Here is a 25296-nt window from a genome sequence, read left to right as displayed (position 1 = left end):
CACCAGCCTCCTTCGCTCTCCGGTTTCTTGCTCCTATATCCCGGCCTAGCTGGCTCCGCTCCCCTTCTCCCACTCCGGAGCCAGCCCTGTCGCGCTATCGCCTCTACCTCCAGACTCTCACGGCTGTGCGCTTACGCCGCCGGCACTATGTTCTGGTTGACGCGGAAGAGGTTTCCGGGGTCGTACTCGCGCTTGACGGCCGCCAGCCGGTCATAGTTGTCGCGGTAGCTGGCCCGGACCCGTTCCTGGCCTTCGTCCATCATCATGTTCACGTAGGCGCCGCCTGCGGAGTGCGGGTGTATAGCCTCCCAGTAGTCCCGCGACCAGTCGATGATGAGCTCCCTGTTCGCCGGTTCGGGGTCCACGCCGGCGATAACCATTCCCCAGGTTGCTTCCCGGTAGCTCCACGCCGTGTCGTTCTTTCCGACCCGGTGCGCCGCGCCGTTGATCGGGTACAGGTGCATGGTCGAGTGCAGCGTCGGGACCTCCGCGTACCCCAGGTGCGCCTCGATCGCCGCGTCGGAGAGCTCGTTGATGAAGTCCGCCTTCCAGTACCATTGCAATCCAGGCGGATACAACCCGTCGAAGGCGCTCTGGAGTGCCGGATAGGGCATTTCGTGTACGCCGTGCAGCGCCGGAGTGCCAACCTCCTGGACGGGGGCGAACACCTCGTCGGCATCTTCTTCCGGCCCGGTGTAGCACCAGACGATGCCGCACATCTTCTTCAGGTGCAGGTGCTCGGGGAACGGAGGTCCGGGCGGCACGGTCAGGAAGGCGAAGAAGCCACTGAGATCCTCCGGTGCCTCGGCGATAAAGTCCCGGTACCAGCACATGACCTCGGGGGCCTGCTCCAGCGGCCACAGCGTCGGGCCGCCGATTATGTTGTTCACGGGGTGCAGCCGGAACAGGAACGAGGTGACGACGCCGAAGTTTCCCCCGCCGCCGCGCAGCGCCCAGAAGAGATCCTCGTTCTCCTCCTCGCTGGCCGTAACGAAGCTGCCGTCCGCGAGCACCACGTCTGCGGAGAGGAGGTTATCTATGGTCAGGCCGTACCTGCGCGTCAGGTGTCCGAGGCCGCCGCCCAGGGTGAGGCCGCCGACGCCGGTGGTGGAGATGACGCCGCTGGGCGTCGCCAGACCGAAGGCGTGGGTCGCGTGGTCCACGTCGCCCCAGACGCAGCCACCCTCGGCTCGGACGGTGCGCGCCACGGGGTCTACGCTTACGCCCTTCATGGACGAGAGGTCTATGACCAGTCCGTCGTCACAGATACCGAGTCCTCCGCCGTTGTGGCCGCCGCCCCGGATGGCGAGGAGCAGCCCTTGTTCGCGGGCGAAGTTGACGGCGGAGATCACGTCGGCGACATCCCTACAGGTGGCGATCAGGTGCGGGTGGCGGTCGATCATCGCGTTGTAGACCGTGCGGGAGGCGTCGTAGCCCTCGCCGCCGCGCCGGATCAGGCCTCCTCTAAGCTCGCTCTGTAGCCCCGCGATGGCCGAGTCCCCTATGGTTGGGGTTACGGTGTCCGACATGACTTCTCCTTTCCGTGATTGGGCCGTTCTCGTCTACTAGGCCGTTCTCTCTGGTTCCGCCGGTGGGTCAAGGCCCACGCCGGGCCTCTGTGCTCGCCTTTTCAGCCTTCTCGTGCACCAGGATCGCCGCCGCCTCCGTGTAGTGGCTCCGCATCCTGCGCTCGACATCCTCTCCGGAGGCGGCCAGGATCTCGTGCCGGTGTACCGTTAGATCCCTCATCAAAGCCTCGGCCTCGTACCAACGTCGAAATTCCACGCGCATCTCTCCAACCTTTCTCCCCAGGCGGGGACGCTAGGCGGCAGGGAGCGATTCGTCGGCCGTTACTCCACGCCGGCTCATCGCCTCTTCCCACAGCAGACGACCGGCCTCCTCGGATAGCCAGCACAGATCGTCCCCGTGACCACACTCGGGACACTGGAGCACCCGCTTCCCTCTGCCGTCCAGAATCGGGTCCCGGTCCTCTACCTCACCCGTCCGGCCGCAGTAGCAGCTCTCTTTCATGGCTCGCCTCCTTCGCTGCTTCGCTGACGTTTCTCGTCTGCCGGGAGACTATCCAGCCGGGGTTACGCTTTTGTTACGGGAGTGAGCTCCGTTGCCGTCCGCCCCGTTGGAGTACCGGCGCAGGGCTCCGAAAAAGCCCGTCCGGGTGGTGCGGACAGTCCAACCCATGAAGTCGTGGATCTCCCGGACTCTAGGTGAAGCGTAAGTAGAGCTGCGCGCACATAGGACACATCAGTCGCCCAGAGCCCGTGTCGACCTGTGTTGCGTGGCCGTCTATACTTGCTTGCTATCAAGCATCTGGTAGGAAGGCGGCGCAATCTTGGAGCGAGAGTGGGTACGTGACCCGAACAGGACAAAAGCTGCTGTCCTCGATGCGGCGGAGAGTCTGTTCGCGCAGAGGGGGTACGCCATGACGAGTCTCCAGCAGATCGGGCGGGAGGCGGCCGTCTCGCGCGGCACGCCCTCTTACTTCTTCGGTTCCAAAGAGGGCGTGTACGTTGCGGTCAAGGAGCGACTTGCGCAGAGGGTACGAGACTTTGCCGAGCAGGCTCGGTCGGCGGATTTGGATCGGGCTAAGGCTGAAGAGAAAGATCCTGGGGAGTCAATAGCCGACGCTCTCAGATCCTACGTGGACTTCCTTGCAGCTAACCCCAACTACGTTCGCCTTGTCGAGCGCGAAGCCTCTGGGGAAGACGCCGCTCTTGAGGGCGCCTCCTCTCCCGAGGCCCGGATGGCGGAGTCGCTGAGTGCCTTTGGGCTCGAGGTACTCGACGAGGATCTACGGAGGGGACCGTTTCGGGAGGTCGACGTAGCCCAGTTGGCGGCAAGCATGATTGCGCTGTGCGCTTTTCCTTTCCAGCTCGGAGGCGGTCTGATCCGCACGCTCGGGATCGACCCCGACCATCCGGGTTTCGTCGAAGCGCGCAAGGAACACGTAGTAGATCTCCTTATGCACGGCATCCTGGAGCGAGGAATCGACAGCGCCGGGGAGAACGTCTAATGCGTGTTGCGGTGCTGGCGATGGGCAGCCGCGGCGACGTCTGGCCTTACCTTGCGCTGGGCCTCGGCCTCAAGGAGGCCGGGCACGAGGTTCGTTTCGCCGCTTACACGAACTTCGAACAGGAGGTATGCGCTCGTGGCTTGGACTACGAGCCAATCCTCGGCGACTACTACGAGATAGTCAGTGGCGAACTCGGTGTTCAGCTGGCCGAAGAAGAGCCCGGCAAACGGCGGGTGAAGATGGAGGAGGCTGGACAGAATCCGCTTTTGCTCGCCCGCCACGTCCTCTCGACCATGAACCCTTTAGCGAAGAAAAGCTTCGCCGATGCCCTGGAGGTCTGTCGCGGAGCGGACGCTATCCTCTGCTCGGCGATTGGCTTCTTCTCCGGCTACCACGTCGCCGAACTGCTCGGCATCCCGTGCGTGCCCGCCTTCCTCCAGCACGTCCATCCCACGCGCGAGCTACCCTGCATGGGGTTCCCCGAAGCTCCCGGGTGGTTACCGGAGGGCTCACCCTTACGCGCCGGGTACAACCTCTCTACCTACTGGCTCGCGGAGAAGAGCCTAATACTCTTGAGGAACACTACCAACCGGGCCAGGCGAGGAATCCTCGGGCTGCCACCCATGCGTGGGCGGGACTCCTTCGGGGCCATGGTCAGAGATCGGAACCCTTGCCTCTATGGTTTCAGCCCACAGGTCCTTCCCAAGCCCCACGACTGGGGCGGACACCTGCGCGTAACCGGCTACTGGTCCCTACAGCGGCCTGACGACTTCAAGCCACCAAAAGCCCTCGAAGACTTCCTCTCGGCCGGTCCTCCACCGGTCAGCATCGGGTTTGGTTCTATGAACGAGCGCGATCCCGAGGAGACCACCGAGGTAGTGCTCGAAGCGCTCAGGCTCTCCGGCAGGAGAGGGATATTGCTTACCGGCTGGGGCGGGCTCTCCAACCCCGATCTGCCGGAGGGGATCTTCAAGGCAGAAGAGGTCCCCCACGACTGGCTTTTCCCGCATATCTCCGTCGCGGTCCATCACGGCGGGGCGGGAACCACCGCGGCATCCCTGCGAGCAGGCGTGCCAACCGCCATCGTCCCCTTCATAGGCGACCAGCCGATGTGGGGAAGGCGCGTTCACGCTCTTGGGGCTGGTCCCGCGCCGATTCCTCGAAAAAGGCTCTGCGCCGAGCGACTGGCGGAGGCAATAAAGGCCGCCGAAGAACCGGAGGTGAGGGAGCGAGCCCGGGCACTCGGAGAGCGCCTGCGGCGAGAAGACGGGGTGAGAGAGGCGGTGGATGCCTTCGTTCAGGCCGCTCACACGCATAGGAGATAGCCATGAGACCTTTCGCTTCCTTCGCTGTGCCGGAGGGTTTACACGTAGAGGAGATCGTGCTCGATGATCGAGGCTTTACTATCCACGCCTCAACGACTAGCAGCGCCGCTATTTGCCCGGTTTGCAAGCATTCTTCACGTCGCATTCATGGTCTCTACACCCGCACTCTGGCCGACCTGCCGTGCTCCAGGAGTTCGATGCGTTTACGGGTTCAGGTGCGGAAGTTCTTCTGCGACGAGCCTTCCTGCGAGCGCAGGATTTTCGCCGAGCGCCTGGATAATGTAGCCCGAGTCCGCGCCCGCAGCACCGATCGCCAGAGGGACGCTCTTGAGTGGATAGCCTTCGCCCTGGGCGGCGAGGCAGGAGCTAGACTGGCCCACGAACTCGGGCTTGCCACGACGCTGCCGGGAAAAGCCTCGTATAGAAGAGCCGCTAGATAGCCTCCGCGTGAGGACACAGGATTGCCGCAGCTTGTTGTTCGACGAAGCCACCGGGGCGTGTATCAGAGTATTGCCATTGCTCTACACAGCAGCAGTTCACTTTGTTGCTCCCCCCTGCGATTTTGAACGTCCCCCTGCCACGGGCACGGGTGAGCGCAACTCTTGCAGCTCGTCTCGTTCGAGCAAAAACGAGATGCCTGTGCCAATGGCGAGCGCCCAGAAAAAGGGCCCGAAGCCGAGTAGTGAGATATCCGAGAGAGCGATAGCAAACGCGAACAGAGGCCCGAGCAGCAAAGGTCCGCGGGTGATCTCCTGCAGCGCGTTTGCCAGCACGCCCACCGCCGCCAACCCTGCGAGCGTAAGGAGCAGCGGTAGAGGGATGATCTCCGGTATCTCCGCGGCGATGCCGGCCAGCAGCGCGACCAGTACCACTGCTCCACTCGCCAGGTATACGGCCCGCTGGCGGTACTGATGCTCGCCGGCGTCCGGTCCGGCTACGAGTGCCGTGACCGGTAGCGAAAGAGAGACCGCGGCCGGGCCGAGTAGCGATCCCAGGAGCGTACCCATCCCACTCACGTTGTTGACCACACGCTCGGGCGGACGGTAACCCTCGTTCTGCAAAAAGACCATCGAAGGCAGATTCGACTGGAGCGTGATTATGATGACGAGTACCGGGGTGGCGGTAGCGATAGCCTGCACCGAAAACTCTGGAACCGTGAGTACGGCCACCGGCGACGATGGGCGTGTAGACGCCCCTCCCAGGTGTCCGGCTAGTGCGGCGATGGCGAGACCCGCAATGAGCGCCGGCAGGATAGCGGGTAAACGAGATCCAAGTATACGAAGGCTCAAGAAATAGGCCAGGACGGTGCCGCCGATCAGCACCGGCGCCTCGCCCAGAAAACCAAAGATGTCCGAGACAAAGGACATGACGGCACCGGCGAGGAGACCGAACACTATCGGAGCCGGTATCCAGTCCGCAAGACGCCTCGTGAGACCCAGCGCGCCGAGTAGCACTACACAAGCGCCCGCCAAGGCAGAGGCACCGATAAGCTCCGGGTAGCTGAGACTGCTGCCGAGGGAGACGATAAAGATGAGCACGAAAAAGTTTCCAGTTAAAAGAAGCGGTTGACGATAACGGATGGTAAGCACCAGGCTCAAAAGGCCCGGAAGGCCGTACAGTGCCAGGATCCAGCTCGCCGTCTCCCTCTCCGACAGGCCCATCTCCTTCGCCGCGGCCAATGGAAGGCTCAACACGGCGATGGGCAGGATGATGAGGGGGACCGCGGTGCCGAGAGCCGGCAGCCAACGCCGGAGCGTACCTGGCAGTAGCATTACAAGGGTCCCGTACCGGCCAGCGTGACGGCACTGAGCCTGCGTCTACCGGGACTCCCGATCAGGAGCGGAACGTTTCGCATCTCACGCGATCACACAAGCACGGACTGCGTTACTGATGAAACAGGTGTCAGTTAGCTCCCACGACACATTCATTGTCTTGAAATCCTCCGTACGTGGGATAGAGGAGCGACGGTAGTCACCGGTGACCCGGCCCCGGTCGGCTGGACTTGCGCATATCTAACGCTTACCTACTCAGATCTCGCCAACATCTCCATGCGGGAGGCTAACCGTTTGAAGTTACGCATTTGTTACGAGAGGGAGGTTTGCTGCCGGAGCCTCCGGTAGCCGATTAAAAGGATGCCAAAAACCACCCGCTCATAGGGTGCGGCAACTCTACCTATCGTGCTATGATCCTCTTTGAAACGTATGTCTCAATACCTGTGTGTTTGGGGCCCCAGGGGTGAGGGAAGCGGGACTGCAGATAAACCTGTTCGGCGAGTTCCGGGTGCGGCGTGGAGAAGAACTCGTCGGTAGCAAAGAGTGGGGGCGGCAGAAGACTCGCTCGTTGTTGAAGCTGCTCCTGACCCGCCCCGGACACGTGTTCTCCAGAGACGAGATCATTGATGCTCTATGGTCCGGCCTGACCCCGGATGCCGCAGAACGCAGCCTCCGGGTAACGGTAAGCCTGCTCAGACGGGCGCTGGAGCCGGATCTCGGGCACGGCTCGGCCTCAAGCTACATCCACCAGAAGCGGCCCGGTTACTCGTTCAACAGCGATGCTGACTGCGAGGTCGACGCCTGGGAGTTCGAGCGGCACGGACGGCGGGCCGACGAGGCCCGGCAGGCCGAGAGAGTGGATGATGCCATCCGCGAGTACCGGGCGGCACTCGGTTACGCGCGGGGAGAGTTTCTGGCCGAGGAGCCCTACGAGGAGTGGGCGATAGAGGCCAGGGACCGGTTGAAGGAGCGCGAGCTAACGTTGTGTTCGGAACTCTCCGAGTGCCTGGCGCTAAAAGGCCGTTACTCCGAGGCTGTAGAGTCCTGCAAGCAGGCGCTGACCCTGGACGGGTACGGGGAAGACATCCACCGGCGCTTAATGTTGTATCACTACTGCGCCGGAGAGCAGAACCTGGCTCTCAGAGCCTTTCGCGACTACTCCAGGATGCTGAGACAGGCTCTGGGCGCCATCCCTTCGGCGGACCTGGAACGTCTCAAATCCCAGATAGAGGCCCGGGACGTGCCGGGCGTGGATGAGCTGCGGCGGTACCCCAAACCACGCCGTCCCCTGAGACTCCCCTACTCCCTCAGCCGGACACATTTCGTGGGCCGCGACGGGGAGCACGGGGTGCTCGCCGAACGGTTGAGGCAGGCTCTGCTCGGCAGCGGGAGTACCATCGCGGTCGAGGGCGAGGCCGGGGTCGGGAAGACGAGGCTTGCGGAAGAGTTTCTGGGCTATGCCCGTTCCCGGGGCGTCCACGTCCTCCGGGGACGCTGCTACGAGCGGGAGCTTGGCCCACCGCTGGAGCCGGTAGTGGATGCGCTCGGGAAAGCCGAGAGCGTGGCGGAGGCGGTCCCCGAGCTATCCGAGAGCCACGAAGCGACTCCAGACTACCCCTGGACCGACCGGCCCCAGGGCGCCGCGCGCATGTATCAGGAGTTGGCGGGGACACTTCTGCGCGAGGCCTCGGGCGAAGGCTTGATCCTGTTCATAGACGACCTCCAGTGGGCGGACCCCGCAACGCTGGACTTTCTATCCTACCTGGCAAAGCGGATCTCCGGCGAGAAGGTAATGCTGGTCCTGACCTACCGCCGCGAACAAGCGCCGGAGTTATCGGAGTGGCTGGAGAAGCTGGATGAGAGGCGGGCTCTCGACAGGATCAGCCTGGACCGTCTCGAGCTAGAAGACGTCACCCGGATGCTCGTCCGCATGTCCCGCAAGTCGTTCGGGGATCTGCAACCGCTCGCGGAGTTCGTGTACCGGGAGTCGGAGGGTAACCCGTTCTACGCCGTGGAGTATCTGCGCTGGCTCATAGAGTCCGGGGCCGTAGAGATAGACGACCGGCGGCGCATCTCGGGGCTAAAGGGCGAGGTGTTACAGGAGAGCGCGCTGCCCTCGGGGGTGCGCTCCCTCATTCAGGCCCGCTTCGGCGGCCTGAACGAGGAGGCTCGGGAGCTGCTGGAGGTCGTCGCCGTCGTCGGGCGCGGCTGCGACCTCGGGCTCCTGTGCCGGGTCGTGGGGCGCGGGGAGTTCGAGATCTTCGACACTATAAAACCGCTTATAGGCTCCGGCATGGTCGTCGAGAGCTTCCAGAGCTACCAGTTCTCGCACGACAAGCTGCGCCAGGCGCTCTACGGGGCTACAGACGAGCCCGTGCGCCGGATGCTGCACCTCCGGGTGGCGCGGGCTCTGGAAGAGGAGGACGGCGAGCCGGCGGAGCTCGCCCACCACTACGTGCAGGCGGAAGAGTGGCGGCCGGCGCTGGATAGCCTAGTGCGGGCGGCGCGGAAGGCGGCGGGGAGCCACACCTGGGAGACCGCCGTAAGAGACTACGACCGGGCGCTGGAGATCACGGAGAAGGTGCCAGGCTCCGGGGAGACGCGGTTCGAGCTGCTCGCCGCGCGGGAAGTTCTTATCGAGCACCTGGATCGGTGGGAAGAGCGCACGGCGGCGGTGCAGGAGCTTTTCGAGCTTGCGAACCATCTGGGAGACCGGGACAAGATCGCGGAAGCCCACATCCGGCGTATCGGTATCCTCATGGTCACGAACCCGGAAGCCGCCGCGGAGTCCGGGCGGGCCGCGGTGGAGATCTTCCGGGAGCTGGGCGACATGGCCGGGGAGGCCCGGGCGCACCGGGAGCTGGGCTACGCGCGCTGGAGGAACCAAGATCACGCGGGCGCGCTGGAGGCGAACCTGCAGGCGCTCTGGATACACCGCAGCCTCGGCTATAGACAGGCCGAGTCCGGGGACGCCAACAACATAACCCAGGTGTATCGCAAGATGGGCGACTACGAGAGCGCCCTGCGCTGGGCGGAGGAAGCTCTTCAGCTCGACAGGGAGCTGGGAGACAAGCTCGGCGAGTCTTTCAAGATAAATCAGGTAGCGAACATCCACCGCGAGCGAGGAGACCTCCAGGCCTCGCTCGCGCTCCACCACAAAGGTCTGGCGCTGTTAGAGAAGTCCGGGGTCAAGAACCTGCATTTCACCGGGCATCTTAACTGCGGCAATATCTACCTGAGCCTCGAATCCCCGGAAGAGGCGCTCGGGCATTTCCGCGCCGCCGCCCGCCTCTCCCAGGATACGGGCTACACCCGGGACGAGGGATACGCGCTCATAGGAGTCGGCGTCTGCTTGGAACGAGAAGGGGATGCCTCCGGCGCGGCGGAGACCTATAGGCAGGCGGCCGGGCTCCTGCAGAGGGCCTGTGAGGGTTCCGGCCTGGCCGAGGATCTCTCCGGCAAAGCGGAAGCCCTATTCCTGCTCGGTACCGTGCTCCACTTCTCTCTCGATTGTCCGGCAGAGGCGTTAGACGCCTACGAAGCCGCCGCCGAGACGTATCGTGGGCTGGAGGAATCCGGGCATCTACGGAAGGTCCTGATGGACCTGGCCGGTCTGCGCTGGAAGATGGGAGCCCCGGAAGAGTCCGCCCGTTACTACGAGGAGGCCCTGGACCTCGCCGGAGAGCACGGCGAACCGGAGCATACGGCGGCAGCCCTGGCCAGCCTGGGCGTCGTCTATCGCGGCCTGGGCCGCCTCAGGGAATCCGTCCGGTGTAGCAAGGGGGCGATAGAGCGAATGCGGGAGCTGGGAGACTCTCAGGCCGAGGCTTACGTTCTCACCAGCCTGGCGGAGAGTCACGGGGAGCTCGGACACCATTCGAGCGCCCTCTCCTGTCTGAAACGCTCGCTGCGCCTGCGCCGGAGGCTCGGAGACAGGGAAGGCGAAGTCGGCGCTCTCCGGGACATCTCCAGAACCTACGAGACCCTGGGAGACGTGGAAGGCGCTCGGGGCACTCACGAAGAAGCCGCGTCGAAAGAGGAAGAGTTGAAAAAGGCAACGGTAGGTCCGTCAATCGTGGAGAGGAGAGGCTAGATGCCGAAGTACATTCTGGTTCGGACGGTCGGAGAGGTATCGGAGGAGAAGATAGAAGCCTCCGCGCTCAAGTCCCTGGAAGCTCTAGACCAGTTGCCGGGGGTGCGTTGGATCCGATCCTACTACTCCGCCGAGGAAGGCAAGCTCTACTGCGAGTACGAGTCCCCGAGCGTGGAGCTGGTGTACGAGCACGCCCGCCTGGCCGATCTCCCCATAGACCGGTGCTCGGTGGTGCGCGAGCTGGAACCCTCGATGTTCCGGTAGGGATCAGACCCTCACGGCCGACCCGTCGAAGAGCGGTACGGTGAGCGAGAAGTTCTCCTGGTAGGTGAGCCTCTGCTCCTCTAGTAGCCCGACTGCCACCTGCTCACCCATCCTGAAGGACTCGTAGTAGTCCGTGTAGTAGTGGACTCCGGCCCAGTCCCGGCCGATGGCGATGTTCGCGCCTACCTTGTTCAGCTCGCCCTCGACGGTCAGAGGGGCCGTGAGCGTGCCGCTTACGTCGGCGAGGGCGCTGCCGTCTGAGAGCGGCTCGTACGCAATAGGATTGCCGGACCCGTCCTCGAGCTCCCAGCCGGAGTCGAACCAGGCTTTCAACAGGGTGACGCAGGCTCCAGCCACGGTTGCATGACCGGCCCCATAGGAGGGGTGCGCCGGAGAGCCCTCGGGGAAGGCCATCGGCAAGAGCCAGTTGCCGTTCGCCCCGTTCGCGGTGTCGAGCCTCAAGCCTATACCGGATGAACCCGCGAACGCATTCTGCATGTTCTCCAGGGTGGCGAGCCGTTGTCGGGTCACCGGGCCACCGTTTTGGCGCTGGTACATCCAGCCGCCCACAGCCTCTGGCCGCAGACGCCGGTGGACGTTGAACTTCTGGTACCGGACCGCTTTTAGAGCCCGGGTGGCTACCTCTGTCAAGAGGGTCAATATGTGCGGGCCGCCAAACTGGGCGAAGCCCTGCTGCTTGTCTATGTAGTCGGGACCACGGAAAGGCAGTCCCGGGTCGAACGGAGCTTTCAGGCCGAGCAGGATCAGACAGGCGTTCAGGTAGGCTTCGTACAACGCGTCATAGTGGACGTACGTTGCGAGATCCCGTGGGGTGGCGATGAAACGGTAGCCAGAGGAGCCCGAGGCGTAGCTCTCGCGCCCCCTGGTGTCCGCGCCGTTTTGGACGTCCAGCCACTCGCCCCAATCGGTCAGGTAGTCGTCCGAGGTGGCCACCCGCACGCGCTGATCCGTGCGTAGCGCGCCGTAGGAGATCATGCCGTCAGAGATGGTGTGCGCGGTGTCGCCCGAGTTGATCCCGCCATTGCCAATCAGCAGGAACTGCGAGAGGTATGGCCCCTCCTGCTCGCCCGGAGCGACCCCGCGGAAGAGCTTCTCCTTAGGAACGGCGTCGCTGCCATCCTCGCTCAGGATGCGCCTGCGGGCAAGCGACTCCGGCAGCACGTCGGTCGTACCGTCCAAATTCAACGTCTGGTCGCGGCGGAACCACCACAGGCGCTTGAGGGAGTTACGCGCCGCATCTATCGTGGAGTCAGAGTCCCAATTGGCGAATGGTACGTCCCGGCACAGGGCCTGCCAGTAGACCTCGCCCATCTCGGCTATTAGCTCCTGGCTCTCAAGCGAGGGGCAGGGCGGCATGGTCACCGCCTGGGCATCCGGGCCTTCGAGGTCGTAGGTCAGCCCCGCTCCCTGGCTCTCCCAGGCTCGTACGCCGGGACCGTCCGGTAGCCCCTGATAGCTCGCCGACCAGTTTAGCTGCGGCGTGCCATCCGGCTTATACTCGAAGTCCCCGTGAGCCTGGAACGGCCCCGGCCCTATACGCAGCCCCCGGAAGTCCCTGGGGTCTCCGGAGTCTATGGCCCGCACCCACTCCTCGTAGTCTCGCGGGTCGAGCACGAACCCTTCGGCGTCGTGCGGCAGGCACTTGGTGAAGTTGCCTATGTAGCTTGGCTCGTTGCGCTCGGTGCCATTCCTGTTCACATCGCGGCGGTAACGCTGCTCGTCGCCGTTGCCGCGATGCTCGGGGTGCGAGCGCGAAGCGGCGATCCCCGCGGCGCCCCGGCGAATCTCCAGAGCCTTGTCCCGGCGTGAACCCACGATAACCTCCTACCTTACCTGTTGACCCCGTCGTGCTTAGCACAACTCCCAGAAACTCCGTTCCGTGCTCCTTTCGTGCAGGATTGCCACGGGCCGTACCTGAGGTTTATGTCTCTTTTGTTGCACTGTAATCCTGGAGTGTGTCTGGTGCAAATGCCATTAAGCCTTCCGGGTAAGCGACCAACACATCGCGCTGGAGAGCGAGGGTCCGGAAGGAGCTAGAGAGCAGCGAGTTGCTCGATCTACGTCTCGGGGCGGCGGTGGATCAAACCCTGCCTTGGTCTTGTTCGGAGCTTATGGTACAGGACGCCTTCTCGCGGACCTTGTGGGTAGCGGTGTGGCGCTTTGGCCTTGTCTCTACCCTACCACCGCGCCATCTTGGAGCTGTAGAGACTCTGCGTGCTCGCGAAGGATGCCGCGGGAGATCACGAGGCGCTGTATCTCGGAGGTGCCCTCGTAGATCTCGGTCACCCGCGCGTCGCGGTAGTGGCGCTCGACGGGGCTCTCGTCCTTCATGTAGCCCCGGCCACCGAGCACCTGTAGGGCCTCGTGTGTCACCTCGTTCGCCGTCTCCGAGGCATAGAGCTTTGCGCGGGCCCCGGCCTCGGTAACCCGCTCGCCCCGGTCCCGCATCCAGGCCGCCTCGTAGGTGAGTAGACGCGCGGCCCTTGTCCGTGTCTGCATGTCGGCGAGCTTGAATGCGACCGCCTGATGCTCGGCTATCGGCTTACCGAAGGTCTCCCGCCTCGTGGAGTAGTCCGTGGCGTAGCGGAACGCGACTTCGGAGATGCCGAGGGCCTGCGCGGCGACCCCGATCCTGCCGGGATCGAGCGTTCCGAGCGCGACCGAAAGGCCCTTGCCCTCCTCGCCGAGCCGGTCCTCTTCGGGCACGAATACATTGTCCAGGATCACGTCGTCGGTGGTGGCCGAGATCACGCCCAGCTTCTTCGCATGCTTGCCGAACGAGACGCCTTCCGCGTCCATGCTGGTCACGAACGCCGTTACACCCTTATCCACGCCCTTATCCTCCACACGGGCGAAGACGGTCATGGTTCCGGCGATTCGGCCGTTGGTGATCCACTGCTTGTGCCCGCTCAGACGGTAGCCGCCGTCCACCCGCTCGGCCCTGGTCTGTATGGCGGAGGCGTCGGAGCCCGTCTCCGGCTCGGTGAGGGCGAAGCAGCCGATCTTCTCTCCCCGCGCAAGAGGCGGCACCCACCGCGTCTTTTGATCCTCCGTGCCGTAGGTCAGGATCGGCAGCGTGCCCGCGCTCGTGTGGACGGCGAGCGTCGCCCCGAGCCCGGCGTCGGCGCGGGACACCTCCTCCAGCATCAGCGCGTACGAGACGAAGTCCGACCCCGCCCCGCCGTACTCCTCCGGCACGCACAGGCCCATGAATCCCATCCCCGAGAGCGTCTCGAGCGTCTCGAACGGGACCCGGTCCTCCTGGTCCAGCTCCGCGGCCTGCGGCGCGACCTCCTCGTCGGCGAACCGTGCTGCCTGGTCCCGGATCTCCCGCTGCCCGGATGTAAGCCCGAAGTCCATGCGTGCCTCCTAAACCTCTACGAGTACGGCGTCGCCCTGGCCGCCGCCGGAGCAGATCGCGGCCAGTCCCCTGCCACCACCGCGCCGTCGTAGCTCGTGGATGAGCGTCGTAAGTATCCGCGCCCCGCTGGCACCGATAGGATGACCGAGCGCGAGCGCTCCGCCGTTCACGTTTACTATCTCGGGGTCCACGCCGAGCATCCTCGACGAATGTATGGCCACCCCCGCGAACGCCTCGTTTATCTCCACGAGATCGAGCTCCCCGGCCTCCCAGCCAGCCTTTGCGAGCGCGGCCTTGGCGGCGTTTCCGGGCGCGGTCAGCAGGTCAGCAGGCCCCTCCGCGACCTTGGCGTGCGCCACGAGGCTGCACAGAGGCTCGATCCCACGCCGCCCGGCGAACGAATCGCTCGCCAGCACCAGCGCCCCCGCGCCGTCGGTGACCCCGGGCGCGTTTCCGGCGGTTACCGTCCCGCCCTCGTCCACGGGCGGCAGCGCGGCCAGCTTCTCCAGGGTGGTGTCGCGCCGGATCGGCTCGTCGGCCTCGACGTAGCCCGTCTGGCCTTTCTTACCAGGCACCTTGACCCCGGCGATCTCCTCTGCCAGCCGCCCCTCGTCCGCAGCCGCAGCCGCGCGCTGGTGGCTCCGCAAGGCCCACTCGTCCTGTTCCTCGCGGGAGAGGCCGTACTTTTTAGCGCCGTCGGTGCCGAAGCGGATCATGTTCACCTCCTCGAAGGCGTCGAGAAGGCCGTCGTGCATCATGGCATCGACCATCGCGGCGTCGCCCATCTTCGCCCCCCAGCGCGCCTTCTCCAGGAGATACGGTGCGTTCGACATGCTTTCCATGCCCCCGGCCAGCACGGCCTCATAGTCTCCGGCCCGGATCATGGTCTCCCCCAGCGACGCACTCCGAAGCCCCGAAGCGCACACCTGGTTCAGCGTCTCGGTCGTAAGTGAGAACGGCAGCCCGGCGTGATAATTGGCCTGGCGGGAGGGGATCTGGCCGACCCCGGCCTGAACCACTTCACCGAATATGGAGTGCCCGATCTCCTCGTCCTCCAACCCGGAGCGGTCAACCGCCTCTCTAATAGCGGCCCCGCCTAGCTCCGGCGCGGAGAGCGGGGCCAGCGCCCCGCCGAACCGCCCGAACGGCGTGCGGGCCGCCCCGAGCACCACCACCCTCTGCGCCATCCCGACCCCTTTCCGATAGGCTCCAATAAGTTCCGTCCCTCGGCTTCCGAGTCTACCGAAACCCCGTTTGAAAGCAAGCGTCCGCCGCCCGACATCGTGCTCCTCATGATGATGGTATCGCACTCACTACTTGAGGAAGATCTGAAGAGTCTCGGCGCTGGAGCTCGCCAAAATCTTCGAGAAGCGGAGCTGCCAAAAGGCGCTCTCTCCGTCGTTACCGGCCTCGGAGCCAAAGCCGACACCGTAACCGCCCTGATCATGGAAGATGGGAGATTACGCAAGCTCTCATTCACCGCCTCCACGGGCACGGTATCGTAGTGAGTTCGCCAAAACGGATGTAGAGTTGCCAAAAGCCATCTAGTACCGGCGCTACGGTAAGCTTAGATGCACCTAAGCTAGTGGCTCGTGTATCGATGAACGACATGAAGGGTCTGCTCTCGCTTTGAAAGTCGTCCAGTTCGAAAGGGTGCCATTGTATCCGCGCAACCTCTCAGAGAAGATAGAGAAAGCGCCGGGTTCCAATCCGTTTCCCGAAGCGAAATCCGGAGCCAAGACTCCGCGTTCGAGAGCGGTGGCAGCCTGACCTTGCAACCCATCGTTTCCGTATCCGGGCTCTTCAAGACCTACGCTTCGGGCTTCCGGGCGCTGGGGGGCGTAGACCTGGAGATCCGTCAGGGGGAGATCTTTGCCCTGCTGGGCCCGAACGGCGCCGGGAAGACGACCCTGATCAACATCGTCTGCGGGATCGTCAATCCGACGCAGGGGGTCGTTCTAGCCGACGGCCATGACATACTCACCGAATACCGGACGGCCAGGTCCCTGATCGGCCTCGTACCGCAGGAACTCACTACCGATGCGTTCGAGACCGTCTGGTCCACTTGTACTTTCAGCCGGGGGCTCTTCGGTAAACGTCCCGATCCCGGTTACATCGAGAAGGTGCTCAGAGACCTCTCGCTGTGGGACAAGAAAGACGACAAGATCATGACGCTCTCCGGGGGGATGAAGCGCCGGGTCATGATCGCCAAGGCCCTCTCCCACGAGCCGCGAATCCTCTTCTTGGACGAGCCGACGGCGGGCGTCGACGTCGAGTTGAGGCGGGACATGTGGCGGATGGTGCGCAGTCTGCGTGAGACCGGCGTGACCATAATCCTGACCACCCACTACATCAACGAGGCCGAGGAGATGGCCGACCGCATAGGCGTGATCGCGGGCGGCGAGATAATCCTGATCGAAGACAAGGACGAGCTGATGCGCAAGCTCGGCAAAAAGCAGCTGACTCTACAATTGCACGACAGACTAGAAGCGATTCCAGGCGAGCTTGCCGACTATAAGTTGGAGCTTACCGAGGATGGTAGCGAGTTGATCTACACCTACGACACGGGTACGGGACGCGCGGACATTCCTGCTCTGCTCGCAGACCTGGGCGGCGCGGGCGTCAAGTTCAAGGATCTCCAGACGAAACAGAGTTCGCTGGAGGAGATCTTCGTCGACTTGGTGAAAGAAGGAGAATGAACTTTCACGCGATACGCGCGATCTACAAGTTCGAGATGGCTAGGACCTGGCGTACTTTGCTGCAGAGCATCGTCTCGCCGGTCATCTCGACCTCCCTTTATTTCGTGGTCTTCGGCGCGGCGATAGGCTCTCGCATACAGAACATAGACGGGATCAGCTACGGCGCATTCATCGTGCCCGGCCTCATCATGCTCTCTCTGCTGACGCAGAGCATCACCAATGCGGCGTTCGGGATCTTCTTTCCCAAGTTCACGGGTACGATATACGAGATCCTGTCGGCCCCCGTATCCTACGTCGAGATCGTCCTCGGTTACGTTGGAGCAGCCGCGACCAAGTCGCTCGTTTTGAGCCTGATCATCCTGGCTACCGCAAGCCTGTTCGTGCCGCTGGAGATCGCGCATCCCGTGTGGATGCTCGCGTTCCTTCTGCTCACGGCCATGACCTTCAGCCTCTTCGGTTTCGTGCTGGGGATCTGGGCCGACGGTTTCGAGAAGCTGCAGCTCGTGCCGTTCCTCATAGTCACGCCGTTGATCTTCCTCGGCGGCAGCTTCTACTCCGTCGACATGTTGCCGCCATTCTGGCAGACGGTAACCCTGTTCAACCCGGTCGTGTACCTGATCAGCGGCTTCCGCTGGAGTTTCTATGGGATCGCCGATGTGAGCGTCGGCTTGAGCCTGAGCATGACGGTCCTCTTCCTGGCCCTTTGTATGACGGCGGTGTGGTGGATCTTCAAGACCGGGTACCGGCTCAAAACATAGTTAGAATGATGTACTGGGGAACCGTACGTAAGTGGCGTAGAGGAGGTTCGAGATGGGCGAAGCCGTGATCGTGGAGGCGGTGCGCACGCCGTTTGGCAAGCGGGGCGGCGCGTTCCGGGAGACGAGGCCGGATGCGCTTCTAGCCCGTACCTTGCGCGGTCTCGTAGAGCGCGCAGGGCTGGACGACACTGAGGTCGAGGATGTCGTGACCGGGTGCGTCACCCAGGCCGGGGAGCAGGGCGCGAACGTCGGCAGGCTCGGCGTGCTGCTTGCCGGATTCCCGGTCGAGGTCCCGGCTGTTACGCTGAACCGGATGTGCGGCTCCAGCCAGCAGGCGGTGCACTTTGCCTCGCAGGCGATAGCCGCCGGGGACATGAGCTACGCTATCGGGTGCGGCGTGGAGAGCATGACTAGAGCGCCGATGTTCTCCGACATCGGTGGCGGCTTCGAGAAGCTGAACCCGGACCTGCTCGAAAAACAGGAGCTCATACACCAGGGCGAGAGCGCCGAGCGGATCGCGGACAGGTGGGGTATCACCCGCGAGGACGCGGACTCTCTCTCGGCGAGCAGTCACCAGCGGGCGGGTGGCAGAAGCGAGTGGCCAGAGATCCTGCCAACCACCGGCCTCGACAAGGAAGGCAACGAGGTAAAGCTGAGCGTGGACGAGGGAGTCCGGCCCAGCGTGGACTCCTCGAAGATGGCGGCTCTGGATACCGTATTCCGCGAGGACGGCGTGGTTACGGCGGGAAACGCCAGTCAGCTCTCAGACGGGGCCTCCGCCGTGCTAGTCGCCGACCGTGAGCGGGCCGAGGCCGACGGGCTTAAGCCGAAGGCGCGGTTCCTCTCGCGGGTGGCGGTCGGTGACGACCCGGCGCTGCAGCTTACGGGTGTGATCCCGGCGACCCGAGCCGCGCTCAAGAAGGCCGGCATCTCCATAAACGATCTGGACTGGATCGAGATAAACGAGGCCTTCGCCACGGTCGCCCTCTCCTGGGCCGACGAGCTTAAGCCGGACATGGACAGGGTCAACCCCTGGGGCGGAGCCATAGCCCACGGACACCCGCTGGGCGCGACGGGCGGCGGCCTGATGGCGAAGCTGGTCGCCGGGCTCGAATCCACCGACGGACAGCTCGGGCTACAGGTCATGTGCATCGGGCACGGCATGGCGACCGCCACCGTTATAGAGAGGATCTAAGGTATCCAATGCAGCTAAACGGCAGCACCTTCATCGTGACCGGCGGCGGCTCGGGCCTCGGCTGGGCGACCGCCGAGAGGCTAACCGCTTCCGGGGCAAAGGTAGTGGTCGCGGACCTGGCGGGCGAGGCCCCGAAAGGCGGCCGGTTCGTAGAGGCCGACGTTACGGACGAGGAGGCCCTGCGCGGCGCGGTGGAGGCGGCGGAAGAGCTCGGCGGGCCGGACGGACTGGTCAACTGCGCCGGAATCGGCCCGCCGGAGAAAGTGCTCGGCAAGAACGGTCCGCACGGGCTCGACTCTTTCTCCAAGGTCGTGCAGGTTAATCTCATCGGGACGTTCAATGCCATACGTCTCGTGTCCGAGGCGATGTCTCGCCGGGAGCCCTCCGGCGGGGATGGGGAGCGCGGGGTCATCGTGAACACCGCGAGCGTCGCGGCCTACGACGGCCAGATCGGGCAGGTTGCCTACTCCGCCTCCAAAGGCGGCATCGTCGGCATGACGTTACCCATAGCGCGCGAGCTGGCCGCGCACGGTATCCGGGTGGCGACCATCGCGCCGGGCCTCTTCGACACGCCGCTGCTTGCCGGGCTGCCGGAGGAGGCGAAGGAGTCGTTGGGCAAGCAGGCGCCGTTCCCCTCCAGGCTCGGCACCCCGGAGGAGTACGCCTCACTGGCCACGCATATCATCGAGAACCCGATGTTGAACGGAGAGGTGATCCGGCTAGACGGCGCGATCCGCATGGCCCCGAGGTAAGCGGTGCCAGAAGGAGTGGCAGAGCCCGCCCCGCTCTCGGGGATCGGCGTGGTCACCCTCGCGGTGAACGTGCCGGGACCGGCCGCGGCGTCCAGGCTGCGCGCTTTCGGCGCCACGGTGACGAAGGTCGAGCCGTCGGGCGGCGACCCTCTGGCTCACTTCAGCCCGGCGTGGTACGAATCTCTCGCTTCGGGTCAGGAGGTGCGGCGGCTGGATCTCAAAGCCGCCGGTGGCCGCGAGGAGCTTGCCACGCTTCTGGATGGCGCGGACCTGCTCCTCACCTCCAGCCGCCCGGCCTCACTCGCCCGTCTGGGGCTATCCTGGGAGGAGCTGCACGCGGAATATCCCCGGCTTTCGCAGGTCGCGATCGTTGGCAACCCTTCCCCAAGAGCCGACGAGCCGGGCCACGACCTGACCTATCTCGCCGGTTGGGGCCTGCTCTCGCCGCCGGACCTGCCGCGCACCCTGACCGCCGACCTCGCCGGGGCCGAGCGGGCCGTGAGCGCGGCGCTCGGGCTACTGCTCGGTAGGGAGCGAGGCCTGGGGCCGGGCTACTCGGAGGTCGCGCTCTCGGAGGCGGCGGAGGCTTTCGCGGAACCGCTCGTCCACGGGCTCACCTCCCCCGGAGGCGTGCTCGGGGGCGAGACGGCGGGCTACGGGCTGTACCGAGCCTCTGAGGGCTGGATCGCGGTCGCCGCCCTGGAGAAACACTTTCTGGGAAAGCTACTCTCCGAGCTCGGGCTGGAGAAGGCGGATCGCGGCGGGCTAGAAGCCGTCTTCGCGGAGCATCCGGCCCACTGGTGGGAAGAGTGGGCCGCGGCGCGCGGGCTCCCGATAGTGGCCCTGCGCGAGGCTCCTCCCGGACACCCTACAGCTTGAGAGCCGGTGGTCGCGGCAGGATCAGGTTCGCCAGCGCGTACAGCTCGAGGGCGAACGGCAGGTACCCGATGTACCCCAGAATCGGCATCTCGAAGACGTGCAAGAAGTTCACGCCCGGGGTGTCGTAGAACCACTTGGGCGCGGCGTAGAAGTTCCACATCTCCCAGAAGAAGCCGCACAAAAGAGCCCCCAGCGCGAGCGCCACGAAGGGCCGCCAGTCGCCACGGGAGAGCGGGGCGAGCAAGGTCGGCTTGCCGAGCCGGTAGTTCAGGGGCTCGATCAGGAAGAACGCCGTCCCCCACACCAGCGGGTAGAAGTAGTTCGGCCAGATCATGATCAGCACCAGCGCCGCCACCCCGACAAAGGGCATCGTCCTGGCCCAGGCGCGCTCCGAGCCGATGCTCGGGCCGTTGCGCAGGCGCTCGATCCAGCGCGTCGAGCGTACGAGCTCCGCGCTCCCGAAGACCGCCGCCATGACGGTCGAGAAGCACAGCGTGGCGAACAGGAAGTACTCTAGGTTCCCGAACTGATCTCGGGCCGAGTAGCTCCAGTTCTCCGTGCGCCAGTTTATTAGCTCGAAGAGCCACCAGCCCGGCATCGAGGCCAGATAAAGCAGCGCGAACCCCCTGGCCGAGCGGGTTATTAGCGAGGTGCCGCGCCGCCTGAGCACCAGGGCGTCCAGCACCAGCGCGTACCCGAGCCACAGCGGGAAGAACAGTATGTGGGTGCGCAGACCGTCTATGCCGAGCCCCCAGTTCAGGGGCCACATCACGGCGATGAGCGCCAGCCCGAGCCAGCCGTGCGGGGCAAAGCCTCCCAGACCCCGTGACGCCCGCCGCGCGAGCCACCGCCCGTACACGCCGACCTTGGACGAGCCCGACGCTCCCTTAACGGTCTCACCCGCCACACCCCTCATGCCCATCAAGCCACCACCCTTCTAAAACACCCTCTACACCCCTCTACACCCCGCCTACCGAACCTCTTGGTCTCAGTGATACCAAATGCCGGGTAACTGCGAGACCCACAGGATAACCCAAGTCGCCGTAACCGGGCAGCTCCGGCTCCCGGGAGGAGGACCGGACGCTTTGCGGTATGCTTGCGCGTGGCATGACGGAGGACACGAGAGATCTCAGGGAGGTCCGGGCGACCAGGTACGTCACGCCGCTGCGGGAGGGCGGGTCCCTGCCGGCGATAGTGGAGGCCGACGACCTCGGCACCTACGTGCTCAAGTTCCGGGGCGCGGGTCAGGGCCGCAAGGCTCTCGTAGCGGAGTTGGTAGCGGGAGAGATCGCGCGCACGCTCAGCCTCCCGGTCCCGGAGCTGGTCTTCGTGGACCTGGACGCCGAGCTCGCCCGCACCGAGCCCGACGCCGAGATACAGGATCTCGTGCGCTGGAGCGCGGGCCTGAACCTTGCCCTGGACTACCTGCCCGGGGCGTTTGGCTTCGACCCGCTGGCCCGGACCCTGGACCCGGCGCTCGCCGCCCGCATCGTGTGGTTCGACGCCCTGGTGACGAACGTGGACCGCACCGCCCACAACACCAACCTGCTCCTGTGGCACGGGAACGTCTGGCTCATAGACCACGGCGCCGCGCTGTACTTCCATCACAGCTGGTCTGACTGGAGGAGGGCCAGCAAGCGGCCTTTCGCCGCCGCCCGCGAGCACGTCCTGTTGCCGCAGGCGGCGGATATACGGGAGGCTGACGCCGAGCTCGCCCCGAAGCTGGCTCCCGGCACCCTCGGGGAGGTGCTGGATCTCATCCCCGACGAGTGGCTCGCGGGGGAGGCCGGCTTCGCGGACGCCGCAGAGGTGCGCGCGGCGTATCTGGAGTACCTCTCGTCCCGGCTCGAAGGGCCGAGGGAGTGGGTCCGCGCGCTGGAGGAGACGCGTGAGGAGATGCGTGAGGAGATGCGTGAGCAGCGCCTATGACCCATTATGATCCCTACGAGTACGCCGTGCTCCGCGTCGTGCCCCGGGTGGAGCGCGGCGAGGCCATGAACGCCGGCGTGGTCCTCTACTGCCCCCACAGACGCTTTCTGGAGGCCCGCGTCCACCTGGACCGCGAGCGGCTGCGCGCCCTGGACCCGGAGCTGGACGCGGCGGCGGTAGACGAGCACCTGGAAGCCGTCCGCCGGGTCTGCGCCGGAGGAGAGCCGGCAGGGACGCTCGGGAGCCTGCCGCGCCGGGAGCGTTTCGGGCGGGTCGTCGCTCCGCGCTCCACGGTCATACAACCCTCGCCGGTACACACCGGGCTGTGCGAGGACCCGGACGAGGAGCTAGAACGTCTAATGCGGGAGATGGTCTACAGACCGGGGCGGGAGTAGCCCGGCTCTCTTCCGTCCTATCTAGAGAGGCCGGATCACGTACACGACCCGGCCCTGTATCCGGGCTTCCGGGGCCGGGAGCGGCGGTCCGGGTGCAGGGGCGTCGTTGGGGTCCGCGGGAATATCGCACACCGGGAGCAGGCTCACGGCCTCTTCTCCGCGGTGGATCCTCCTCAACACGATCTCCCCTCCCACGAGCGCGGCCACCATCTCCCCCTCCCCGGGCTTCGTGCCCTCCTCGATCACCACGAGCTCGTCGCCGGACATGCCGGCCCGCATCAGGCTCTCAGGCTCCGGGCGCAGTATGCGCCGCCGCGCGCCGTCCGGGGATTGGAGCAGCCCATCCCCTTCCATATAATCCATATGCTCCGCCGGCTCCCCGGAGTCGTAAGCTCCTTCGGGACCCCGCGCGATCCTCCAGCCGCGCTCGGTGAGCTCCAGCATCCTCCGCCAGCCCGAGTCCCGGAGCAGATACCCTTCCCCGTCCAAACGGCTGAGGACCTCCTGGACCTCCCGCACGCTCTCCAACCCGACCGCGCAGCCGATCTCCCTCACACCGGGAGAAGGGTCGCCCCGCTCCTCCCGGCGCGCGATAAAACGCAGCGCCTTCCTCTCTTCGAATCCGACCCGCTCCGCCATGCGCACTGTATCCAGCCTCCCCAAGCCCTCGGCTCATAATCGGTCTCTCGGTTCATGTCTCGGTCTGTCTCTCGATTCGTGAAGCCTCCGGGTACGCAGCCGGTGCCGCAGGGTTTCCGGTGTACTTTGGATAGTCTACTGCAGCAGCCTCTTAAGGCCGTCTTCCAGGTAGTCGGACGAGACCTCGCCTTCCGGGCTGTAGGCGACGGCCTCCTTGCACAGGTGGTACAGGGCGAGGGTGCGGGTCGGAGAGAGCCGGCGGCCCCCGGCCTGCTCCAGCACCAGGCGCATGAGGTCCAGGGCAACCTCGGAGTCGCTCTTTCCCGGCTGTTTTCCGTGCTGTATCTCTTGCAATAGAAGCCTCCTGCCGCCGTCCGCGGCGGCGGTCGGGGTCTGCGGGGGGTATGGTAGACTCAATCCCGATCCGGTTTCCAGAGGCCCGGAAGAAGCCTCCGGACCTGCTCGCTGGTTACGGGGTCTCCGGGGCTGATACCGTAAGACGCTAGAGAGGGCGAAGATGGGAGAGGTAAGACGAGCCTACGCTCAGTGCCCCGTCTGTAGCTACGTGTTCCGCCAGCCCTCCGCCTCCACCTACGTCACCGTCGGCCGCGACTCCGACCTATGTCCCAGGTTTCCGGGGTTTCCGGGACGCCGCTCGGACGCGGCGCGCCTGATCCAGAACGGCCTGAACAACAGCGTCACCCTGTGCCCGGCCTGCTCGTTCGCCGCGGCCGAGGACTTCGCGGAGATAACCCTCCTCTCCGACGAGCGCGAGGAGCTGCGGGAGCTACTCCGGGAGGACGGCCTTTTGAAGGTCTTCCGCGCCGCCCAACCATCCTGGCTCGCCTTCCACGCCGCCGACCTCTGCGGCAAGGAGCGCAGCTACGACTACAAGGAGCTCGGAGACCTGTGCCTGCGGGGCTCGTGGGTGTGCCGCGCCGAGCGCGAGCAGCCCTTCGAGAGCACCTTCCAGCTACGGGCGATCCGCTACTACATCCGGGCCCTGGACGACGAGCCCCTCGACGACCGCGAGCTCTCCGTCACCACCTACCTCGTCGGGGAGCTCAACCGCCGCCTCGGACACCACCGGGAGGCCCTGAACTGGTACGTAAACGCCGAGCGCGCCCTGACCCAGAGTGAAACAGGCTCCACCGAAGCCAGAGACCTCTCCTGGCTCGACCGGCTCATATGCCGCCAGCGGGAGCTAGCCCGGGAAGAGGCCGCGTAGTCCCGTAGCCGGCCCTCCTCTATCCTATGGTGTCTCGCATTACCTGTTCGCCGGAGGCTTTGTCCGGTACCCAGTATGAGATACCGTTTATGTACTGTGGCGTGCCGGGATACGTGGCCGTCTGTCTCTCGCCGGCGAGCTTGAGTTGTACGAGGAATCTCGCCGCCTCCAGGGGGTTCATGTTCGTGTCCACGTTGCGCAGGATGGCGGCCGCGGTGGCGGGCATCCTGGGCAGGTTGGCCGGAGATAAAGCCTGGCTCATAACGGCCTGCATGAACTCCTGCTGGCGTCCGGCGCGTCCTATGTCTGCGGTTGGCCCTCCCCTGTACCGGACGTAGGTCAGGGCCTCCTCACCGTTCAGGGTCTGCTCGCCCGGCGATATAGCAGGTCCGCCGGCCTCCACGGGGTCTATCTGCTGCTCGACGTTTATGGTCACGCCGCCCATGGCGTCCACGATGTCGCCAACACCATCGAACTTGATCACGAGGTAGTTGTCTATGCGGCGGTCCAGGAAACCTTCCAGCGTCTGGACCGTGAGATCCGGCCCTCCGCTTGCGAAGGCGGCGTTCACCTTGTCCTCTCCCACGCCCGGTATCTCCAGCAGGGTGTCGCGGGGCACGGCGAGCATCCCGTCGTGCCAGCCGGCGGCGGTCACGAGTATAGTGTCCGACCGCGAAGCCTCGTCGGCCCGGGCGTCACTACCGAGGAGCACGGCCCGCTGCGTCCCGAACGGGAAGATCAGGTACAACGCCAGCAGCGCCAACAGCGCGACTAGTACGGCGGCGAAAATCCTCCCACGATAGGGCCTCCGGCGATAACCCCGGTATCCCGAGTACCCTCCGCGGCCCCGTCCATGAGCGGGGCGGCGCCGGGTCTCAAAGCTTCCTCTTCTCTCGTGCTGCACGCCGGAATGAAAGCACAGTTGACGACCTTTATCTAACTTATCTAGTACGAG

Annotated in this window: 24 protein-coding genes and 1 pseudogene; 13 read left to right on the top strand and 12 right to left on the bottom strand. The window is 64.9% G+C overall.

Annotated elements, in window-relative coordinates; genetic code table 11:
• Positions 1-131 precede the first annotated feature (131 nt).
• From ABD53_RS06175 to ABD53_RS06165, 3 genes are all read right to left on the bottom strand, one after another.
• Positions 132-1529: an FAD-binding oxidoreductase gene (locus ABD53_RS06175; protein ID WP_047864872.1), complete on the bottom strand. Its 1398-nt coding sequence runs from the start codon at positions 1527-1529 to the stop codon at positions 132-134.
• A gap of 67 nt (positions 1530-1596) precedes the next feature.
• Positions 1597-1785, bottom strand: coding sequence for a hypothetical protein (locus ABD53_RS06170; RefSeq protein WP_152670616.1), 189 nt, complete (start codon positions 1783-1785; stop codon positions 1597-1599).
• A 36-nt stretch (positions 1786-1821) separates the two neighbouring features.
• Positions 1822-2031 (bottom strand): hypothetical protein, encoded by a 210-nt coding sequence (locus ABD53_RS06165; protein ID WP_047864870.1) that lies wholly within the window; start codon positions 2029-2031, stop codon positions 1822-1824.
• Between the two features lie 319 nt (positions 2032-2350).
• Between ABD53_RS06165 and ABD53_RS06160 the strand changes: the two genes are divergently transcribed.
• From ABD53_RS06160 to ABD53_RS17930, 3 genes and pseudogenes are all read left to right on the top strand, one after another.
• Entirely contained in the window at positions 2351-3031 is a 681-nt protein-coding gene (locus ABD53_RS06160) for a TetR/AcrR family transcriptional regulator (RefSeq protein WP_047864869.1), read from the top strand.
• Complete coding sequence (locus tag ABD53_RS06155) at positions 3031-4356, top strand: glycosyltransferase (protein WP_047864868.1); 1326 nt, start codon at positions 3031-3033, stop codon at positions 4354-4356. The genes ABD53_RS06160 and ABD53_RS06155 overlap by 1 nt, the downstream gene beginning before the upstream one ends.
• A gap of 2 nt (positions 4357-4358) precedes the next feature.
• Positions 4359-4535: pseudogene (locus ABD53_RS17930) on the top strand (hypothetical protein); the annotation flags it as partial.
• 24 nt (positions 4536-4559) lie between these two features.
• Here ABD53_RS17930 and ABD53_RS17625 read toward each other — a convergent pair.
• Together ABD53_RS17625 and ABD53_RS06145 are read right to left on the bottom strand one after the other, a co-directional pair.
• Positions 4560-4847, bottom strand: coding sequence for a hypothetical protein (locus tag ABD53_RS17625; RefSeq protein WP_235401392.1), 288 nt, complete (start codon positions 4845-4847; stop codon positions 4560-4562).
• A gap of 45 nt (positions 4848-4892) precedes the next feature.
• Positions 4893-6128: a benzoate/H(+) symporter BenE family transporter gene (locus tag ABD53_RS06145; RefSeq protein ID WP_047864866.1), complete on the bottom strand. Its 1236-nt coding sequence runs from the start codon at positions 6126-6128 to the stop codon at positions 4893-4895.
• A gap of 463 nt (positions 6129-6591) precedes the next feature.
• Here ABD53_RS06145 and ABD53_RS06140 point away from each other — a divergent pair, with 463 nt between their 5' ends.
• Both ABD53_RS06140 and ABD53_RS06135 read left to right on the top strand, forming a co-directional pair.
• The gene (locus tag ABD53_RS06140; protein ID WP_047864865.1) at positions 6592-10221 is read left to right on the top strand and encodes an ATP-binding protein; all 3630 of its coding nucleotides are present in this window, start codon (positions 6592-6594) and stop codon (positions 10219-10221) included.
• A complete protein-coding gene (locus ABD53_RS06135; protein ID WP_047864864.1) occupies positions 10222-10485 on the top strand; it encodes a DUF4242 domain-containing protein in 264 nt (87 codons plus the stop codon).
• A 3-nt stretch (positions 10486-10488) separates the two neighbouring features.
• On the opposite strand, the gene ABD53_RS06130 is transcribed toward ABD53_RS06135, so the two are convergent.
• The 3 genes from ABD53_RS06130 to ABD53_RS06120 form a co-directional block, all read right to left on the bottom strand.
• Positions 10489-12321 (bottom strand): vanadium-dependent haloperoxidase, encoded by a 1833-nt coding sequence (locus ABD53_RS06130; protein ID WP_047864863.1) that lies wholly within the window; start codon positions 12319-12321, stop codon positions 10489-10491.
• Between the two features lie 357 nt (positions 12322-12678).
• The gene (locus ABD53_RS06125; protein ID WP_047864862.1) at positions 12679-13866 is read right to left on the bottom strand and encodes an acyl-CoA dehydrogenase family protein; all 1188 of its coding nucleotides are present in this window, start codon (positions 13864-13866) and stop codon (positions 12679-12681) included.
• Between the two features lie 9 nt (positions 13867-13875).
• A complete protein-coding gene (locus tag ABD53_RS06120) occupies positions 13876-15054 on the bottom strand; it encodes an acetyl-CoA C-acetyltransferase (protein WP_047864861.1) in 1179 nt (392 codons plus the stop codon).
• A 585-nt stretch (positions 15055-15639) separates the two neighbouring features.
• On the opposite strand from ABD53_RS06120, the gene ABD53_RS06115 reads away from it, so the two are divergent.
• From ABD53_RS06115 to ABD53_RS06095, 5 genes are read left to right on the top strand one after another with little or no spacing between them, the layout of a single operon-like run.
• Positions 15640-16566 carry an ABC transporter ATP-binding protein gene (locus ABD53_RS06115; RefSeq protein WP_047864860.1) on the top strand — a complete coding sequence of 309 codons (927 nt, stop codon included), beginning with the start codon at positions 15640-15642 and terminating at the stop codon, positions 16564-16566.
• Positions 16563-17324: an ABC transporter permease gene (locus tag ABD53_RS06110; protein WP_047864859.1), complete on the top strand. Its 762-nt coding sequence runs from the start codon at positions 16563-16565 to the stop codon at positions 17322-17324. Before ABD53_RS06115 ends, ABD53_RS06110 begins: the two co-directional genes overlap by 4 nt.
• A gap of 52 nt (positions 17325-17376) precedes the next feature.
• Positions 17377-18519 (top strand): thiolase family protein, encoded by a 1143-nt coding sequence (locus ABD53_RS06105; RefSeq protein ID WP_047864858.1) that lies wholly within the window; start codon positions 17377-17379, stop codon positions 18517-18519.
• An 8-nt stretch (positions 18520-18527) separates the two neighbouring features.
• A complete protein-coding gene (locus ABD53_RS06100) occupies positions 18528-19271 on the top strand; it encodes a 3-hydroxyacyl-CoA dehydrogenase (RefSeq protein WP_047864857.1) in 744 nt (247 codons plus the stop codon).
• A 3-nt stretch (positions 19272-19274) separates the two neighbouring features.
• Positions 19275-20150, top strand: a complete 876-nt coding sequence (locus ABD53_RS06095; protein WP_235401390.1) for a CoA transferase — start codon at positions 19275-19277, stop codon at positions 20148-20150.
• Here ABD53_RS06095 and ABD53_RS06090 read toward each other — a convergent pair.
• The gene (locus ABD53_RS06090; protein WP_053057746.1) at positions 20140-21075 is read right to left on the bottom strand and encodes a hypothetical protein; all 936 of its coding nucleotides are present in this window, start codon (positions 21073-21075) and stop codon (positions 20140-20142) included. The genes ABD53_RS06095 and ABD53_RS06090 overlap by 11 nt on opposite strands.
• Positions 21076-21257: 182 nt before the next feature.
• Between ABD53_RS06090 and ABD53_RS06085 the strand changes: the two genes are divergently transcribed.
• A complete protein-coding gene (locus ABD53_RS06085) occupies positions 21258-22079 on the top strand; it encodes a HipA family kinase (RefSeq protein ID WP_047864855.1) in 822 nt (273 codons plus the stop codon).
• Positions 22076-22474, top strand: coding sequence for a DUF3037 domain-containing protein (locus tag ABD53_RS06080; RefSeq protein ID WP_047864854.1), 399 nt, complete (start codon positions 22076-22078; stop codon positions 22472-22474). Before ABD53_RS06085 ends, ABD53_RS06080 begins: the two co-directional genes overlap by 4 nt.
• A gap of 21 nt (positions 22475-22495) precedes the next feature.
• Here the strand turns inward: ABD53_RS06080 and ABD53_RS06075 are convergent, their stop codons facing one another.
• Together ABD53_RS06075 and ABD53_RS06070 are read right to left on the bottom strand one after the other, a co-directional pair.
• Positions 22496-23113: a LexA family protein gene (locus tag ABD53_RS06075; protein ID WP_047864853.1), complete on the bottom strand. Its 618-nt coding sequence runs from the start codon at positions 23111-23113 to the stop codon at positions 22496-22498.
• 135 nt (positions 23114-23248) lie between these two features.
• Positions 23249-23467 (bottom strand): hypothetical protein, encoded by a 219-nt coding sequence (locus ABD53_RS06070; RefSeq protein ID WP_047864852.1) that lies wholly within the window; start codon positions 23465-23467, stop codon positions 23249-23251.
• Between the two features lie 163 nt (positions 23468-23630).
• Between ABD53_RS06070 and ABD53_RS06065 the strand changes: the two genes are divergently transcribed.
• The gene (locus ABD53_RS06065) at positions 23631-24341 is read left to right on the top strand and encodes a DUF2225 domain-containing protein (protein WP_047864851.1); all 711 of its coding nucleotides are present in this window, start codon (positions 23631-23633) and stop codon (positions 24339-24341) included.
• 19 nt (positions 24342-24360) lie between these two features.
• Here the strand turns inward: ABD53_RS06065 and ABD53_RS16860 are convergent, their stop codons facing one another.
• Positions 24361-25104 (bottom strand): LCP family protein, encoded by a 744-nt coding sequence (locus ABD53_RS16860; protein WP_053057745.1) that lies wholly within the window; start codon positions 25102-25104, stop codon positions 24361-24363.
• Positions 25105-25296 lie beyond the last annotated feature (192 nt).

It is taken from the genome of Rubrobacter aplysinae, from assembly GCF_001029505.1.
Taxonomy (GTDB): domain Bacteria; phylum Actinomycetota; class Rubrobacteria; order Rubrobacterales; family Rubrobacteraceae; genus Rubrobacter_A; species Rubrobacter_A aplysinae.
The sequence above is the reverse complement of the archived record's forward strand: the minus strand, read 5'-3'. Positions and strand labels throughout refer to the sequence as shown.

Coding starts and splice junctions, on each gene's coding strand:
- ABD53_RS06175 (WP_047864872.1), bottom strand. CDS start 1,529: ATGTCGGACACCGTAACCCCAACCATAGGGGACTCGGCCATCGCGGGG.
- ABD53_RS06165 (WP_047864870.1), bottom strand. CDS start 2,031: ATGAAAGAGAGCTGCTACTGCGGCCGGACGGGTGAGGTAGAGGACCGG.
- ABD53_RS06155 (WP_047864868.1), top strand. CDS start 3,031: ATGCGTGTTGCGGTGCTGGCGATGGGCAGCCGCGGCGACGTCTGGCCT.
- ABD53_RS06145 (WP_047864866.1), bottom strand. CDS start 6,128: ATGCTACTGCCAGGTACGCTCCGGCGTTGGCTGCCGGCTCTCGGCACC.
- ABD53_RS06135 (WP_047864864.1), top strand. CDS start 10,222: ATGCCGAAGTACATTCTGGTTCGGACGGTCGGAGAGGTATCGGAGGAG.
- ABD53_RS06125 (WP_047864862.1), bottom strand. CDS start 13,866: ATGGACTTCGGGCTTACATCCGGGCAGCGGGAGATCCGGGACCAGGCA.
- ABD53_RS06120 (WP_047864861.1), bottom strand. CDS start 15,054: ATGGCGCAGAGGGTGGTGGTGCTCGGGGCGGCCCGCACGCCGTTCGGG.
- ABD53_RS06110 (WP_047864859.1), top strand. CDS start 16,563: ATGAACTTTCACGCGATACGCGCGATCTACAAGTTCGAGATGGCTAGG.
- ABD53_RS06105 (WP_047864858.1), top strand. CDS start 17,377: ATGGGCGAAGCCGTGATCGTGGAGGCGGTGCGCACGCCGTTTGGCAAG.
- ABD53_RS06100 (WP_047864857.1), top strand. CDS start 18,528: ATGCAGCTAAACGGCAGCACCTTCATCGTGACCGGCGGCGGCTCGGGC.
- ABD53_RS06085 (WP_047864855.1), top strand. CDS start 21,258: ATGACGGAGGACACGAGAGATCTCAGGGAGGTCCGGGCGACCAGGTAC.
- ABD53_RS06080 (WP_047864854.1), top strand. CDS start 22,076: ATGACCCATTATGATCCCTACGAGTACGCCGTGCTCCGCGTCGTGCCC.
- ABD53_RS06075 (WP_047864853.1), bottom strand. CDS start 23,113: ATGGCGGAGCGGGTCGGATTCGAAGAGAGGAAGGCGCTGCGTTTTATC.
- ABD53_RS06065 (WP_047864851.1), top strand. CDS start 23,631: ATGGGAGAGGTAAGACGAGCCTACGCTCAGTGCCCCGTCTGTAGCTAC.